The organism is Microbacterium sp. CFBP9023, from assembly GCF_034045055.1.
Taxonomy (GTDB): domain Bacteria; phylum Actinomycetota; class Actinomycetes; order Actinomycetales; family Microbacteriaceae; genus Microbacterium.
The window spans coordinates 471,386-487,044 of record NZ_JAXCWI010000001.1; the positions used below are offsets into that span (position 1 = coordinate 471,386).

General features: G+C 67.6%; 15 protein-coding genes. 10 read left to right on the top strand and 5 right to left on the bottom strand.

What is annotated here, in order from left to right:
- Positions 1-69 precede the first annotated feature (69 nt).
- The 4 genes from SOM10_RS02265 to SOM10_RS02280 are packed head-to-tail and all read left to right on the top strand — an operon-like array spanning position 70 to position 5,183.
- The gene (locus tag SOM10_RS02265) at positions 70-1,245 is read left to right on the top strand and encodes a cysteine desulfurase family protein (protein WP_320488204.1); all 1,176 of its coding nucleotides are present in this window, start codon (positions 70-72) and stop codon (positions 1,243-1,245) included.
- A 9-nt stretch (positions 1,246-1,254) separates the two neighbouring features.
- Positions 1,255-2,352: a tRNA 2-thiouridine(34) synthase MnmA gene (gene mnmA, locus SOM10_RS02270; RefSeq protein WP_187249587.1), complete on the top strand. Its 1,098-nt coding sequence runs from the start codon at positions 1,255-1,257 to the stop codon at positions 2,350-2,352.
- 42 nt (positions 2,353-2,394) lie between these two features.
- On the top strand, positions 2,395-4,710 hold the full coding sequence (gene ligA / locus SOM10_RS02275) for an NAD-dependent DNA ligase LigA (RefSeq protein ID WP_320488205.1): 2,316 nt from the start codon (positions 2,395-2,397) through the stop codon (positions 4,708-4,710).
- A complete protein-coding gene (locus SOM10_RS02280; RefSeq protein ID WP_320488206.1) occupies positions 4,707-5,183 on the top strand; it encodes a hypothetical protein in 477 nt (158 codons plus the stop codon). Before ligA ends, SOM10_RS02280 begins: the two co-directional genes overlap by 4 nt.
- Positions 5,184-5,286: 103 nt before the next feature.
- Here the strand turns inward: SOM10_RS02280 and SOM10_RS02285 are convergent, their stop codons facing one another.
- Together SOM10_RS02285 and SOM10_RS02290 are read right to left on the bottom strand one after the other, a co-directional pair.
- Positions 5,287-7,131 carry a DEAD/DEAH box helicase gene (locus tag SOM10_RS02285; RefSeq protein WP_053096010.1) on the bottom strand — a complete coding sequence of 615 codons (1,845 nt, stop codon included), beginning with the start codon at positions 7,129-7,131 and terminating at the stop codon, positions 5,287-5,289.
- Between the two features lie 47 nt (positions 7,132-7,178).
- On the bottom strand, positions 7,179-8,879 hold the full coding sequence (locus SOM10_RS02290) for a long-chain-fatty-acid--CoA ligase (protein ID WP_320488207.1): 1,701 nt from the start codon (positions 8,877-8,879) through the stop codon (positions 7,179-7,181).
- 67 nt (positions 8,880-8,946) lie between these two features.
- On the opposite strand from SOM10_RS02290, the gene gatC reads away from it, so the two are divergent.
- From gatC to SOM10_RS02320, 6 genes are read left to right on the top strand one after another with little or no spacing between them, the layout of a single operon-like run.
- Positions 8,947-9,246, top strand: a complete 300-nt coding sequence (gene gatC, locus SOM10_RS02295; RefSeq protein ID WP_053096012.1) for an Asp-tRNA(Asn)/Glu-tRNA(Gln) amidotransferase subunit GatC — start codon at positions 8,947-8,949, stop codon at positions 9,244-9,246.
- On the top strand, positions 9,243-10,760 hold the full coding sequence (gene gatA, locus SOM10_RS02300) for an Asp-tRNA(Asn)/Glu-tRNA(Gln) amidotransferase subunit GatA (RefSeq protein ID WP_320488208.1): 1,518 nt from the start codon (positions 9,243-9,245) through the stop codon (positions 10,758-10,760). Before gatC ends, gatA begins: the two co-directional genes overlap by 4 nt.
- Positions 10,760-12,274: an Asp-tRNA(Asn)/Glu-tRNA(Gln) amidotransferase subunit GatB gene (gatB, locus tag SOM10_RS02305; protein ID WP_320488209.1), complete on the top strand. Its 1,515-nt coding sequence runs from the start codon at positions 10,760-10,762 to the stop codon at positions 12,272-12,274. The genes gatA and gatB overlap by 1 nt, the downstream gene beginning before the upstream one ends.
- Positions 12,275-12,321: 47 nt before the next feature.
- Complete coding sequence (dinB, locus tag SOM10_RS02310; RefSeq protein WP_320488210.1) at positions 12,322-13,578, top strand: DNA polymerase IV; 1,257 nt, start codon at positions 12,322-12,324, stop codon at positions 13,576-13,578.
- 37 nt (positions 13,579-13,615) lie between these two features.
- Positions 13,616-13,933 (top strand): hypothetical protein, encoded by a 318-nt coding sequence (locus SOM10_RS02315; RefSeq protein WP_053096016.1) that lies wholly within the window; start codon positions 13,616-13,618, stop codon positions 13,931-13,933.
- Complete coding sequence (locus SOM10_RS02320; protein ID WP_157538167.1) at positions 13,917-14,498, top strand: hypothetical protein; 582 nt, start codon at positions 13,917-13,919, stop codon at positions 14,496-14,498. Before SOM10_RS02315 ends, SOM10_RS02320 begins: the two co-directional genes overlap by 17 nt.
- A 1-nt stretch (position 14,499) precedes the next feature.
- Here the strand turns inward: SOM10_RS02320 and SOM10_RS02325 are convergent, their stop codons facing one another.
- The 3 genes from SOM10_RS02325 to SOM10_RS02335 are packed head-to-tail and all read right to left on the bottom strand — an operon-like array spanning position 14,500 to position 15,625.
- A complete protein-coding gene (locus SOM10_RS02325) occupies positions 14,500-14,991 on the bottom strand; it encodes a DUF2017 family protein (protein WP_320488211.1) in 492 nt (163 codons plus the stop codon).
- Complete coding sequence (clpS, locus tag SOM10_RS02330; protein WP_320488212.1) at positions 14,988-15,281, bottom strand: ATP-dependent Clp protease adapter ClpS; 294 nt, start codon at positions 15,279-15,281, stop codon at positions 14,988-14,990. Before clpS ends, SOM10_RS02325 begins: the two co-directional genes overlap by 4 nt.
- Entirely contained in the window at positions 15,278-15,625 is a 348-nt protein-coding gene (locus tag SOM10_RS02335; RefSeq protein ID WP_053096020.1) for a metallopeptidase family protein, read from the bottom strand. Before SOM10_RS02335 ends, clpS begins: the two co-directional genes overlap by 4 nt.
- Positions 15,626-15,659: the final 34 nt, after the last annotated feature.

Genomic DNA, 15,659 nt, shown 5'->3' on the forward strand with positions numbered 1-15,659 from the left:
GGTCTCAGGACAGCATGCACTCAGTTCCATGTGCACGCCACTGCGCGGAAAATGGGGGAGAGTGGAGGGATGCAGCACTATCTCGACCACGCCGCGACGACGCCGCTGCGTCCCGAGGCGCGGGAGGCGTGGCTCGAAGCGAGCGAGATGGTCGGGAATGCGTCATCGACGCACGGTGCCGGCCAGGACGCGCGGCGCCTGCTCGAGGAGGCACGCGAGCGCTCGGCCGCAGTGCTCGACTGCGACCCCATCGAGGTCGTGTTCACCTCCGGGGGCACGGAGTCGATCAATCTCGCGCTTCAGGGGTTGTGGCAGGCGCGGCCGGCGGAGTCGGATGCCATCGTTATGCCGGATGCCGAGCACCACGCGACGATGGACACCGTCGAGGCCCTGGTGGCGGCAGGGGCGGTGCTGCGCGCTGTTCCGGTATATCGCTCGGCGGCCATCGACGTGGACGAGTTCACTGCCCAGCTTCCGGGCGCGGCGCTGGCGACCGCGCTCGTCGCCAACAACGAGGCCGGGACGATCAACGACGCCGCCATGCTGGGGTCGTCGACCGCACAGGCGCTCGTTCCCCTCCATCTCGATGCGGTCGCGGTCCTCGGCCACCTGCCTCTGTCGTTCCGCACGCTGAGAGGCGATGCGCCCGACTCGGTCGGTCTTGTCGCGATGAGCGTGGCCGGACACAAGATCGGCGCGCCGGTCGGCGTCGGAGCCTTGGTGGTCGCTCGCACCGCGCGGCTCTCCGCACTCCTTCGCGGCGGCGCGCAGCAGCGCGGACTTCGCGCCGGAACGCAGGACGTGGCCGGTGCCGCGGCCTTCGCCACCGCGCTCGAGCTCGCCGAGTCGGAGCGAGAGACGGAGACCGCGCGGCTGGCGACGATGCGCGATCGGCTGATCGACGGCATCCTGGCGCGGGTGCCGCAGGCCGAGCTTCTGGGAGACGGCTCGCGACGGCTCCCCGGCAACGCCCACATACTGTTTCCCGGAGCGGTGGGGGAGAGCCTGCTCTTCCTTCTCGACATGGCAGGCATCGCCGCGTCGACCGGGTCGGCCTGCCAGGCGGGTGTGGCGGAGCCATCGCATGTCGTGATGGCGATGGGGCGCAGTGAGCAGGACGCGCGCAGCGCGCTCCGATTCACGCTGGGACGCACATCGACGGACGCCGACGTCGATGCCGTCCTCGCATCCATCGGCGAGGCCTACCTGCGGGCTTCCGGCTCCGGCTCAGCCCCACGCTCGTAGACTGGTCCCATGAGGATTCTTGCGGCCATGAGTGGCGGAGTGGACTCCGCAGTCGCGGCCGCACGGGCCGTGGACGCGGGGCACGACGTCGTCGGCGTGCATCTCGCGCTGTCCCGGGCGGGCGGCACGCTGCGCACCGGAAGCCGGGGATGCTGCACGATCGAGGATGCGCTCGATGCGCGTCGTGCGGCCGATCTCCTGGGCATCCCGTTCTACGTCTGGGACTTCTCCGAGCGCTTCCGCGACGACGTGATCGCCGATTTCGTCTCGGAGTACCAGGCAGGGCGCACCCCCAATCCCTGCATGCGCTGCAATGAGAAGATCAAGTTCGCCGCCCTTCTCGAGCGCGCCATCGAGCTCGGTTTCGACGCGGTGTGCACGGGGCACTACGCGACGCTGATCCCCACGGACGCCGGTCTCGAGCTGCACAGAGCCGCGGACAACGCCAAGGATCAGTCCTATGTGCTCGGCGTACTCACCGCCGAGCAGCTCGCGCACACCTACTTCCCGCTCGGAACGACTCCGTCCAAAGCGGTCGTGCGTGCCGAGGCGGAGGAGCGTGGGCTGAGTGTCGCGCAGAAGCCCGACAGCCACGACATCTGCTTCATCCCCGACGGTGACACGCGAGGCTGGCTGGCCGAGAAGGTCGGTACCGCCACCGGTGAGATCGTCGACCGCACGGGCTCCGTCGTCGGCTCGCACGAGGGCGCGCACGCTTTCACGGTCGGTCAGCGCCGTGGTCTGAAGCTCGGCGTCCCGGCGGCCGACGGCAAGCCCCGCTTCGTGCTCGAGGTGCGGCCGGTGTCCAACACGGTGGTCGTGGGGCCGAAGGAGGCTCTCGCGACGCGTGAGATCTCGGGCGATCGATTCAGCTGGGCGGGCGCAGCGCCCGTCGACTCCGAGTTCGACTGCGAGGTGCAGATCCGCGCCCACGCCGAGCCGGAAGCAGCCCGGGCATTCGTCTCGCCCGAGGGCGTGCGCGTCGTTCCCGAGCAGCCGCTCAACGGCGTCGCGCCGGGCCAGACCGCCGTGCTGTACGTCGGAACGCGCGTGCTCGGCCAGTTCACGATCGACCGCACCGTGTCCGCAGTGCCGGTCGACGCATAGCGCCTGCCTCTCGATGTCGGCGCCCGCTCGTAGACTGGCGGGGTGCCGGAGAACATCTCGCTGGAAGACGCCCGTATCGAAGCGGACGAGCTGACCACTCGAATCCTCGAAGCGAAGGACGCGTACTACGGGCGCGACACTTCACTCGTCGACGACTTCACCTACGACGGGTGGATGCACAGGCTCGAAGAGCTGGAGCGGATGCATCCCGAGCTGCAGGGTCAGGACTCGCCCACTCAGATGGTGGGGGCGGCCGAGGCCACCGGGCTCGCCACCATCGAGCACGCGGAGCGGATGCTGAGTCTCGACAACGTGTTCTCGATCGACGGGCTCAGGGATTGGGCCGCCAAGACGCGCGCCTCTGCGGGGCGAGCTGTCGACTGGCTCACCGAACTCAAGATCGACGGCCTCGCGATCAATCTCCGCTACGAGAACGGGCGGCTGACGTCGGCGGCGACGCGGGGAGATGGGCGCGTCGGTGAGATCGTCACCGAGAACGCGCTGCGCCTTCCCGAGATCCCCCTCGAGCTCAGCGGCGAAGGTCACCCTCCCATCGTCGAGGTGCGCGGCGAGGTGTTCATTCCCGTGGCCGCCTTCGAGCGCCTGAATGCCGCACAGGCGGAGTTCCGCGACCGGGCCTACGCCGATGCTCTCGCCCGCTGGGAGGCTCGGAGCGGAGCGAAGAAGCCGTTCGACGAAGAGAAGGCGCGAACTGCTGCGGCTCGACGGTTCCCCTCGTTCGCGAATCCGCGGAACGCGGCGAGTGGTGGCCTGCGTCAGCAGATCGACAAGAAGGACGGGCTCGAACTCGAGGCGGGGATGCTGCGCATCGAGTCGCTCGCGCTGTACGTGCACGGCATCGGGGCCTGGGAGAATCCGCCGGTCGCCGCACAGAGTCAGGTCTACGACAAGCTGTCGGACTGGGGGCTGCCGACCAGCCCGCACACCAGGGTGTGCACGAGCATCGACGACGTGGTTGCGTTCGTCGAGTACTTCGGCGAGCACCGCCACGATATCGAGCACGAGCTGGACGGGATCGTCGTCAAGGTCGACGAGCTGTCCCTTCACGACGAGCTCGGCGCCACCAGTCGGGCGCCTCGCTGGGCGATCGCGTACAAGTACCCGCCCGAAGAGGTGCAGACGAAGCTGCTCGACATCGTCGTGTCTGTGGGTCGCACCGGCAGGGCGACGCCGTTTGCGGTGATGGCTCCCGCCCAGGTCGCGGGGAGCGTCGTCAGGCAGGCGACGCTGCACAACAAGGACGTTGTGAAAGCCAAGGGAGTGCTGATCGGCGACACCGTCGTCCTGCGCAAGGCGGGCGACGTGATCCCCGAGGTCCTCGGTCCGGTCGTCGAGAAACGCGACGGTACCGAGCGGGAGTTCGTGATGCCGATCGAATGCCCCGAGTGCGGCACGCCCCTGCGTCCGATGAAGGAGGGCGACATCGATCTGCGCTGCCCCAACGCGCGCTCGTGTCCGGCCCAGGTTCGCGGTCGTGTCGAGCACATCGGGTCGCGGGGCGCCCTCGACATCGAGGCGCTCGGAGAAGTCACGGCTGCCGCGCTCACCCAGCCGACCTCGCCGGCGACACCGCCTCTCGAGACCGAAGCCGGACTGTTCGCGCTGACGCTCGATGAGATCGTGCCGATCGAGCTCGTCGTGCGCGATGCCGAGACGGGGCTGCCCAAGGAGGACGAAGACGGTCTCGTGAAGACGAGGGCGCCATTTCGACGCAACCCGACCGCCACAGAGAAGAAGTCGGGGCTGGAGGGCCCCCAGCCCTCCTCTCAAGCTGTGACTCTGCTCGCGGAACTCGAGAAGGCGAAGACCAAAGACCTTTGGCGGCTGCTCGTCTCACTGAACATCCGTCACGTCGGGCCGGTCGCGGCGAGGGCGCTGGCGCAGTGGTTCGGTTCGCTCGACGCGATCCGCGCGGCCTCTCGCGACGAGCTCGCCGCTGTGGAAGGAGTCGGCGGCATCATCGCCGACTCCCTGCTCGCGTGGTTCGATGTCGACTGGCACCAGGACATCGTTCGTCGCTGGGCCGAGGCAGGCGTCCAGTGGGCCACGCCCGGTCATCCCGGTCCGGGCGCGGCAGTCGTCCAGGGCGGTGTGTTGGACGGGATCACGGTCGTGGCGACCGGTTCGCTCGACGGGTACACCCGAGATGGAGCGCAGGAGGCCATCCTCAAGGCGGGCGGTAAGGCCGCGTCGAGCGTCTCCAAGAAGACGGACTTCGTCGCGGCCGGTCCCGGAGCGGGGTCGAAGCTGGGGAAGGCGGAGGAGCTCGGCATCCGCATCCTCGATGCCGCTCAGTTCCACATCCTCGTCACGGAGGGGCCGGACGCTCTGGGATGAGGCGATATGGACCGCTGATCGCCGTCTCCGGCGCGATGGCTGTGGGAGACCCGGGCCGCAACCACCTGCGTCTGACGCCTGATGCGCTCCTGATCCGCCACGGCACAGAGAACCGGGGGATCATTTCCTGGTCCCAGGTGCAGCGAGTGATCCTCGACGTGCCCACCACGCGGTTCCGTCTGCCCGGCCTCTTGAGCACGCTCGTCCTCGGCGCCCTGACGTTCCTCGCCGTGTCCGATCTCGGATTCGACCCTGAGGATGGCGCGGTCGAGCTCCTGGCAGACGGGGAAACGTCGATCGCACCGCTGAGCCGTCACCACGTCGGCGGGTACTGGACACCGACGGTGGACGGGGCACACCGGCTGCTGCAGCATCTCATCGACAACCCGGAGCAGAGAGCGTTGCTCGCGCGCCCTGAACAGCTCATCGACGTGGCCGCGCGTCTCGCTCGCCACAGGCCTTCGGGAGCCTGACGCGCAGGCTGGCCCTTCAGGATGGCTGCCCATCGGTGCACGCGAGCGCGCCGTGCCCGGACTTTCGTCCGGGCACGGCGCGCTCGATGCGTTCTACGGCTGATCAGCCCTTGTGTCGGGGCTTGCGGAACGGCTTCTCGCCTCGCTCATCGGTGCGAGCAGGACGGTCGTCACGGTCGTAGCGCGGACGGTCATCGCGGCGCTCGAACCCACCGCGGGCGCCGTCACGAGGGCCGTCGTTACGACGGGCTCCAGGCCCACGGTCGGGCTTGATCTCGATGAGCCGACCCGAGATGCGGGTGTCCTTCAGCTTCTCCAGGACGGACGAATCGAGGTTCGCCGGCAACTCGACGACAGTGAAGTCCGGCCGGATGTTGATCGCGCCGAAGTCATCACGACCCAGGCCGCCCTCATTCGCGAGTGCGCCGACGATCTGACGGGGCTCGACGCGGTGACGGCGTCCGACCTCGATGCGGTACGGCTTGTAGTCGCCGCGCCCACGGCGCTCGCGCGGTTCGCGGGTCTCGCGACGCTCGCGAGTGTTGCTCTCGCGCGGCGGACGGTTGTCGTACTCGACCGCTTTCGACAGGGCGTCGTCGGCCGGGTCGAGCAGCAGAGGAGTATCGCCCTGGGCGACGACAGCGAGCGCAGCTGCGACATCGGCCTCGGGCACATCGTGGTTGCGCACGTAGTGGTCGATGATGTCGCGGAACTTCTCGATGCGGGTGCTATCGCTGAGCGCGGTCGTGATCGCGTCGTCGAAGCGGGCGAGGCGCGTGGTGTTCACGTCGTCGAGGCTGGGCAGCTGCATCTGAGTGGGCTGCTGACGCGTGGCCTTCTCGATCGACTTGAGCAGGTAGCGCTCACGCGGGGTGATGAAGCTGATCGCGTCTCCGGTGCGTCCCGCGCGGCCGGTTCGGCCGATGCGGTGCACGTACGACTCGGTGTCGGTGGGGATGTCGAAGTTGATGACGTGGCTGATGCGCTCGACGTCGAGACCGCGAGCGGCCACGTCGGTCGCGACGAGGATGTCGAGCTTGCTCGCCTTGAGCTGGTTGACGCTGCGCTCACGCTGGACCTGGGGCACGTCGCCGTTGATGGCGGCGGCGGAGTATCCGCGGGCACGCAGCTTCTCGGCCAGCGTCTCGGTCTCGTTCTTCGTGCGGACGAACACGATCATGCCGTCGAAGTTCTCGACCTCGAGGATGCGAGTGAGCGCATCCACCTTCTGCGCGTACGACACCACGAGGTACCGCTGCGTGATGTTGGTGCCGGTGGCGGTCTTCGACTTGATGCTGATCTCTTCGGGCTCACGCAGGTACTTCTGCGCGAGTCGGCGGATCTGCGGGGGCATGGTCGCTGAGAAGAGGGCTACCTGCTTCTCCTCGGGCGTCTGCGCGAGGATCTGCTCGACGTCTTCGGCGAAGCCCATCTTGAGCATCTCGTCGGCTTCATCGAGCACCAGGTACTGCAGCTGGGACAGGTCGAGGGTGCCCTTGGCGAGGTGGTCCATGATGCGACCGGGGGTGCCGACGATCACGTGCACGCCGCGGCGCAGCGCCGACAGCTGCACGCCGTAGCCCTGTCCGCCGTAGACGGGGAGGACGTGGACGCCCTTCATCTTCGACGCGTACGACTCGAACGCCTCGCACACCTGCAGAGCGAGCTCGCGGGTCGGAGCGAGCACGAGAGCTTGCGGGGTCTTCTGGGACACGTCGAGGCGCTCGAGCACGGGGAGCGCGAATGCCGCGGTCTTTCCCGTTCCGGTCTGCGCCATACCGACGACATCGCGACCGGAGAGCAGGGTCGGGATCGTGGCGGCTTGGATGGGGGAGGGGGTCTCGTAGCCGAGGTCCTTGATGGCCTTGAGGACGGGGCCGGTGATGCCGAGCTCCTCGAATCCAGGGGTCTCGGGGGCGTCGGTGGGCACAGCGTCTTCAGGAGTCACTGACCAAGGGTAGCGCTTCGCGGGATTCCGCGCCTGTGAGGGCGCCCTCAGGAGCCGGAAGTCAGAGTGAGCAGTCTCTCCTTGACCTGGCGACGCAGCACCTTGCCGATCAGCGATTTGGGCAGCTCGTCGACGATGAACAGACGCCGCGGAACCTTGTACGGGGTGAGGATGCTGCGCGCATACTCGCGGATCGCTTCGACGTCGACGTCTGCCCCCGCGTCGACGACGATCGCGGCGACGACCTCCTCGCCGGAGTGGTCGCTCGGCAGACCGACCACGGCCGCGTCTACGACCTGAGGATGCTGACGCAGAGCGCTCTCGACCTCGGTGGGGGCCACATTGAAGCCGCCGGTGATGATCAGCTCCTTGATGCGGTCGACGATCCGGATGAAACCCGCCTCATCGACCGTCACGATGTCACCGGTGCGGAACCAGCCGTCGACGAAGACGGCCTCCGTCTCCTCCGGCTTGCCGTAGTAACCGGAGAACACCTGGGGTCCGCGCACCAGGAGCTCACCCGCGGATCCTTCAGGAACGTCGACGGTCGGGTTCTCGGGATCGACGACGCGGCATTCGGTTCCCGGAAGAGGAAGTCCCACGGTGCCGGGCACGCGGTTGTCAGCTACGGGGTTCGCCATCAACACGGGGGAGCACTCGCTGAGTCCGTACCCCTCGACGAGGAAGCCATGCGTCGCCGCCTCGAACGGCACCACGAGTTCGTGCGGCAAAGCCATGGCACCGGAGATCGCGACCTCGATGCCGTCGAGCGAGACATCCTTCGCCTTCGCCGCCGACAGCAGGCGGTCGGCGATCGGGGGCACGAGGGGAAGGAAGGTGGCGGGGTGCTTCTTCATCACGTCGAGCACGAGATCCGGATCGAACTTCGGGAAGAGCACCAGGCGCGCACCCATGGACATCGCGAACGTCAGGCAGAGCGTCAGACCGTATGCGTGGAACATCGGCAGCACCGCGTACACGACGCAGCCCTTGCCGCGCTGGATCGACGGAACCCATGCCTGCGACTGCGCGGCGTTCGCGAGCAGGTTGCCGTGGGTCAGGGCGGCGCCCTTGGGGGTTCCCGTCGTGCCGGACGTGTATTGGATGATCGCGAGGTCGTCGGTGGCGGGCTTCGGGTGCGCGGCAGGGATCGGGGCCGACTGCACCAGCGAGTCCCAGGTGACGGTTCCTCGCACCTTCTCGGTCAGAGCGGCGCGAGACTCACGGGCCTTCGCCACCGGCAGCCGCAGCGCCACACGAGTGAGAAGGGGCATCGCGCGCGTCACGTCGACGGAGATGAGGTTCGTCACGGCGAGGTCGGCGGGGAACTCCTGCACCGTGGCGACGACCTTGTTCCACACGATCGCGTGCTTCGCGCCATGGTCCTCGAACTGCTTCCGCAGCTCGCGCGGGGTGTAGAGCGGGTTGTGCTCGACGGCGACGGCGCCGAGACGGAGCACCGCGTAGAACGCCACGATGTGCTGCGGACAGTTCGGAAGCACGATCGCCACGGGATCGCCCGCCCGCACGCCGAGGTCGCGCAGTCCTGCGGCTGCTCGGTCGATCGCATTCTGCAGTTCTGAGTACGACGTCTCGCGACCGAAGAACTGCAGGGCGGGGGCATCCGGGTAGTCGCGGGCGGACGCGGCGACGATGTCGACCAGCGATCCGGACACGGGGGAGAGGTCTTCCGGGACGCCTGCGGCATAGCTGGCGATCCATGGGCGAGGAGGCTGGTACGAGCTCACCCGCCCAGCATAGGGCGGCTTCGCCGGACTGCAGGGACCCGGTGAGCACGGCAACTAGACTGGGGCCGTGTCTGAAATCACCCCTGATCTTGTGCGTCATCTCGGCGTGCTCGCGCGCATCCAGCTCAACGACGACGAGGTGTCCCGACTCACGGGCCAGCTCGATGCCATCGTCGACAACATCGCGAAGGTGTCGGAGGTCGCAGGCCCCGACATCGCAGCGACGAGTCATCCGATTCCGCTGAGCAACGTCTACCGTCCCGATGTGGTGGGCGAGACCCTCACACACGAGCAGGTGCTCCAGAACGCGCCGGATCAGGCCGACGGCCGATTCCGCGTCACCGCGATCCTGGGAGAAGAGCAGTGAGCGACATCATCCGCATGACTGCGGCGGAGCTTGCCGACAAGCTCGCCAGCCGCGAGATCTCGAGCGTCGAGGCCACTCGCGCTCACCTCGACCGCATCGCAGCCGTCGACGGCGACGTTCATGCCTTCCTGCACATCAACGAGGGTGCGCTCGAGGCGGCCGCCGCTGTCGACGCTCAGCGTGCGGCGGGTGAGCAGCTCGGCCCGATCGCCGGCGTGCCGCTCGCCATCAAGGACGTCCTCGTGACGACCGACCAGCCGACGACGAGCGGCTCGCGGATCCTCGAGGGCTACCGCTCGCCGTACGACGCCACGGTCGTCGCCCGCTCGCGCGCGGCGGGGCTGATCCCGCTCGGCAAGACCAACATGGACGAGTTCGCCATGGGGTCCTCGACGGAGCACTCCGCCTACGGTCCCACCCGCAACCCGTGGGACCTCGACCGGATCCCCGGCGGTTCCGGCGGCGGATCGGCGGCAGCAGTCGCCGCTTTCGAGGCTCCGCTGGCACTCGGCTCCGACACCGGCGGCTCGATCCGTCAGCCTGCTCATGTCACCGGCACGGTGGGCGTCAAGCCGACCTACGGCGGCGTCAGCCGCTACGGGGCCATCGCACTCGCCTCCAGCCTCGACCAGGTCGGACCCGTCACGCGTACAGTGCTCGACGCGGGTCTCCTGCACGATGCGATCGGCGGGCACGACCCGAAGGACTCCACGTCTTTGCGTGACGAGTGGCCCTCATTCGCTGATGCGGCCCGTGAGGGCGCGCGCGGTGACGTGCTCAAGGGGCTCAAGGTCGGTGTCATCCGAGAGCTGCCGGACAGCGGGTTCCAGCCCGGTGTCGCCGAATCGTTCCGCAGCGCGCTCGCGATGATGGAGGCGCAGGGCGCGGAGATCGTCGAGATCGGCGCCCCGCACTTCGAGTACGGCGTCGCGGCCTACTACCTGATCCTGCCTGCAGAGGCGTCGAGCAACCTCGCGAAGTTCGACTCGGTGCGCTTCGGCCTGCGCGTCACGCCCCACGGCACCCCCACCGTCGAGGACGTCATGTCCGCCACGCGTGACGCCGGTTTCGGCGACGAGGTGAAGCGACGCATCATCCTCGGCACCTACGCGCTGTCGGCCGGCTACTACGACGCGTACTACGGCAGTGCTCAGAAGGTGCGCACGCTCATTCAGCGGGACTTCGCGAACGCCTTCGCGGAGGTCGACGTCATCGCGACGCCCTCGGCTCCGACCACCGCGTTCAAGATCGGCGAGAAGATCGACGATCCGCTGCAGATGTATCTGAACGACATCACGACCATTCCCGTCAACCTCGCGGGCGTTCCCGGCATCTCGGTCCCCAGCGGACTCGCGTCGGAAGACGGATTGCCCGTCGGCATCCAGTTCATCGCACCGGCGCGGGAGGATGCGCGACTCTACAAGGTGGGCGCCGCCGTCGAGACGCTGCTCGTCGATTCGTGGGGAGCGCCGCTTCTCACGCGTGCACCCCAGCTCGTGGGAGGGACCCGCTGATGGCCACCGCCAAGCTCATGGACTTCGACAAGGCGCTCGAACTGTACGAGCCCGTGCTCGGGTTCGAGGTCCACGTCGAGCTCAACACGCACACCAAGATGTTCTCGGACGCGCCGAACCCGGCGAACGAGCTCTACCACGCCGCCGAGCCCAACACGCTGATCGCGCCGGTGGATCTGGGCCTGCCCGGATCGCTCCCGGTCGTGAACGAGACGGCGATCCGTTCGTCGATCAGTCTCGGTCTCGCTCTCGGATGCTCGATCGCACCGTCGAGCCGCTTCGCCCGGAAGAACTACTTCTACCCGGATCTCGGCAAGAACTACCAGATCTCCCAGTACGACGAGCCGATCGCGTTCGAGGGTTCCGTCGAGGTCGAGCTCGAGGACGGCACGATCGTGCAGATCCCCATCGAGCGCGCCCACATGGAGGAGGACGCCGGCAAGCTCACCCATATGGGTGGCGCGACCGGACGCATCCAGGGAGCCGAATACTCGCTCGTCGACTACAACCGTGCCGGTGTGCCGCTCGTCGAGATCGTGACGAAGACGATCTTCGGCACCGAGCACCGCGCCCCCGAGGTCGCCAAGGCATACGTCGCGACGATCCGTGACATCGTGCGCAGCCTCGGGATCTCCGAGGCGCGTCTGGAACGAGGCAACCTGCGCTGCGACGCGAACGTGTCGCTGCGTCCCCGCGGACAGGAGAAGCTGGGCACCCGCACCGAGACGAAGAACGTCAACTCGATGCGCTCGGTCGAGCGTGCCGTCCGGTACGAGATCCAGCGTCAGGCGCAGATCCTCGCCGATGGCGGGACCATCACTCAGGAGACGCGACACTGGCACGAGGACACCGGGACGACCTCGCCCGGTCGTCCGAAGTCGGATGCGGACGACTATCGCTACTTCCCTGAGCCCGACCTCCTGCCGGTGGAGCCTGCAGCAGAGCTGATCGAAGCCCTGCGTGCCGAGCTCCCGGAACAGCCCGTCGCCCGTCGACGCCGTCTGATGGCCGAGTGGGGCTTCACGGACCTGGAGTTCCAGGACGTGCGCAATGGAGGGCTGCTGGAGGTCGTCGAAGCGACGATCGCCGCCGGCGCGTCTCCGGCGACGGCCCGGAAGTGGTGGACGGGCGAGATCACGCGCCTCGCCAACTCGCAGGAGAAGGACGTCACCGAGCTGGTCTCGCCGGAGAACGTCGCGGCCCTGCAGAAACTCGTCGACGCCGGAACGCTCACAGACAAGCTCGCGCGTCAGGTGCTCGAGGGCGTCATTGCGGGCGAGGGCACGCCTCAGGAGGTCGTCGATGGCCGCGGACTCGCGGTCGTCTCGGATGACGGTGCGCTGATCGCAGCGATCGACGACGCACTCGCAGCGCAGCCCGATGTGCTGGCCAAGATCAAGGACGGCAAGGTCCAGGCCGCCGGGGCCGTTATCGGCGCTGTGATGAAGGCGATGAAGGGCCAGGCGGACGCCGCCCGTGTCCGCGAACTCGTCCTCGAGCGCGCTGCGCAGTAACCGGTTCCCCCGGGCCTCATGTCCGAGGCCCGGGGGAGAATGGTGTCATGGGTCACGGTGACGGCAGAGGGCGCATCGTGTCGTCCGCGGATGCCGACGACACCGGCACGAGCATCCTGCACGTCGATATGGATGCGTTCTACGCGGCCGTCGAGGTGCTCGATGATCCGCGCCTGCGAGGACTCCCGTTGATCATCGGAGCGCCTGACGGTCGCTCGGTGGTGTCGAGCGCCTCGTACGAGGCTCGTCGCTACGGCGTTCGCGCAGCTATGCCGGTCTCTCAGGCTCTGCGCCTGTGTCCTTCTGCGCGCATCGTCCCTCCGCATTTCCATCGATACCACGCCGTCTCGCGACAGGTCATGGCGATCTTCGAGTCGTTCACGCCTCTCGTCGAGCCGCTCTCTGTCGACGAGGCGTTTCTCGATGTGCGGGGAGTCCGACGTCTCTGGGGAAGCCCTGCGAGAATCGCGCACCTCGTTCGCGAGCGAGTCAGAGAAGAGGTAGGGATCACCTGCAGCGTCGGCGTCGCTGCGACCAAGCATGTGGCGAAGATGGCCTCGACGATCTCGAAACCTGACGGGATGCTGGTCATCGCCGCATCGGAAACCCAGGACTTCCTCGATCCGCGCCCAGTGCGTGCGATGTGGGGTGTGGGCCCGAAAGCCGCCGAAGCGCTGGAGGGACGAGGAATTCGCACAGTGCGGGACATCCGCACCTCGTCGCAGGCGATTCTCGACCGTGCCGTCGGACCGGCTCTGAGCGCTCGGCTCTCGGAACTCGCCCGCGGGGAGGACCCCCGTGCAGTCGAGACCGAGCGGGTGGAGAATAGCATCGGGCACGAGGAGACCTTCGACACGGACATCATGGACCGATCGTTCCTCAGGGCTGAACTGCTGCGCCTCGCGGACCGCGTCGCGGCGCGTCTGCGGAAAGCAGAGTGGGAGACCTCGACCGTCGCCATCAAGATCAGGTTCGACGACTTCCGCACCATCAGCCGTTCACAGACGCTCCCGGAACCCACCGCGGTGGGGCAGCGCATCGGCGAAGCGGCTCAGACACTCTTCGATCAGATCGAGCGACGCGATCCTGTGCGGCTCGTCGGGGTGCGCGCAGAGAAGCTGCGTCCCGCCGGCGGTGGCGGGTTCGGCCTGTGGGACGACGATGAGGACTGGCGACGCGTCGAGGGCGCGGTCGACGACGCCGTGGCACGGTTCGGGAGCGCCACGATCAGTCGAGCGCGCCACATAGGGCGCGGTGACGGCCGCGGTGCTGCCCAGCATCCCAAGGCCCATGGACTGGATTGACGCTTGTCGCGGACGATTCCTGGACTAGCGTGGAGCCATGCCCAACATTGCACTGGAACTCGGAAAGCAGGCCGCCGCGTTCGGCGTGAAGAGCGCGTACGGCGAACAGCAGGATGTCGATGGAGTGAGCATCACTCCTGTCGCTTTCACCTACTCCGGCTTCGGCGGAGGCAGCGGTGACGGCGCCGAAGGTGGTGGTGGCGGCGGTGTCTCCGTTCCGGTCGGCGTCTACGTCCGCCGCGAGGAGGGACTCCGATTCGAGCCCAACATCGTGACGCTGCTCGTCGTCGCCGTGCCGTTCATCTGGGTCACCGGGCGCGCGCTCTCTCGCATCATCCGTGCACTCAAGAAGTGACGACCCGGTCGCTGTCGCGCTCGAGCGCGCAGCGACCCAGATCGTCGAGGACATCCGGATGCTGTCTGCGGCCAATCCGGTCGTCCTCATCGACGGTCGCAGCGGTGCCGGTAAGACGACTCTCGCCCGGATGCTCGTCCAGCGCTGGCCGATCGCCGGACGGGTGCAGCTCGTCGCTCTCGACTCCATCTACCCCGGTTGGGACGGCCTCAGCGACGGAGTGGAGCGAGCACTGAACGGTATTCTGCGTCCGCATGGTCGCGGGTACCTCGGGGAGTGGCGACGCTGGGACTGGGCGAAGGGCGCCGAGGCTGAGACTCACGCGGTAGACCCCTCGCTGGGCGTGCTCATCGAGGGGAGCGGGATACTGACGCCGGCCACCGCGGCGATCGCGGACGTGCGCGTCTGGATCGAGTCCGCCGAAACCGGCCGCAAGGCGCGGGCTCTGGCGCGGGATGGGGAGACGTACCGGCCTCATTGGGAGCAGTGGGCGCGGCAGGAAAGCGATCACATCGCGCGCGATGATCCCCGCTCCCTGGCGACCAGGGTCGTCGAAGTGCCGTAGCTCAGAGGAGGCGGTCCGCCGCTTCGACAGTCAGCTCGAGACGATATCCGAGCCAGTCGTAGACGCCGTACCTCGGGTCGTCGGGATCATGATCGTCATCGTTCTGGATCCCGAGACGCTCGGCGATGACGAGTCGGAGGGCGGTGAGCGTGCGCATCCACGCGTCGACATCAGACAGGGGGATGTCGAGATCGTGCTCTGCGAAGGCTTCGTCCCGGGGCATGTCGCCGAGGTCCCCGCGCATCCCGGCGAGTGCGGTACGGACGATGTCCGCGTCCAGAGCGCGTCGATCCAAGAGATCGTCTCGGGTCGCGTCACGGAACGCGCGCGCCGAGTCTTCGTCTTCGGGATAGGGGTCTGGAATCAGGCGACCGATCGCGGGATCCTCGACGTCGCGGTTCGCTCCCACGAGTTCACGGAAGTCGTCGACCAGGTGCACCAGCTGCGCACCCTCGACGCGGGCCATCCGCACCCGTACGGTCAGGTCGGTCACCTCGAAGCCTTTCGGACGGTCGCCCAGAGGCCGTAGTCGTGCATCGCCTGCGCGTGCACCTCCATCGTCTCGCGCGGGCCCGTAGCGACGATGGCCTGACCGTCGTGGTGCACCTGTCGCATCAGCATCGTGGCTCGCTCGAGCGAATATCCGAAATAGGTGCGGAAGACCCGCACGACGTAGCTCATCAGATTCACCGGGTCGTTCCACACGACGACCTCCCAGGGCTCGAGCGGGGCGGCCGAGAGATCGAGCTGTTCGGCGATGTCAGGTGTAGCGAGGGGACTCATGCCCACCCCAGCGTGTGGAGCTGCTCGTCGTCGATGCCGTAGAAGTGCGCGATCTCGTGCACGAGGGTCGTATGGATCTCGTCGCGAAGCTCGTCATCGCTGTCGCAGGCGGCCAGATGAGACTCGCGATAGACGACGATCCGATCCGGGAGCTCCCCGGAGCCGTATTGCGTTCGCTCCGTCAGGGCCAAGCCGTCATAGAGTCCGAGCAGGTCGAGGCTTCCATCCTCCGGACGATCCTCGACGACGAACACCACGTTCTCCAGCCCGTCGACCATCTCGTCGGGCAGGCGATCGAGCTCGTCGATCACGAGCTCTTCGAAGTCCGCTGCATCCATCTCCATCAGCTCCAGCCTATTGCCGGCTGGGGGAGCTGCG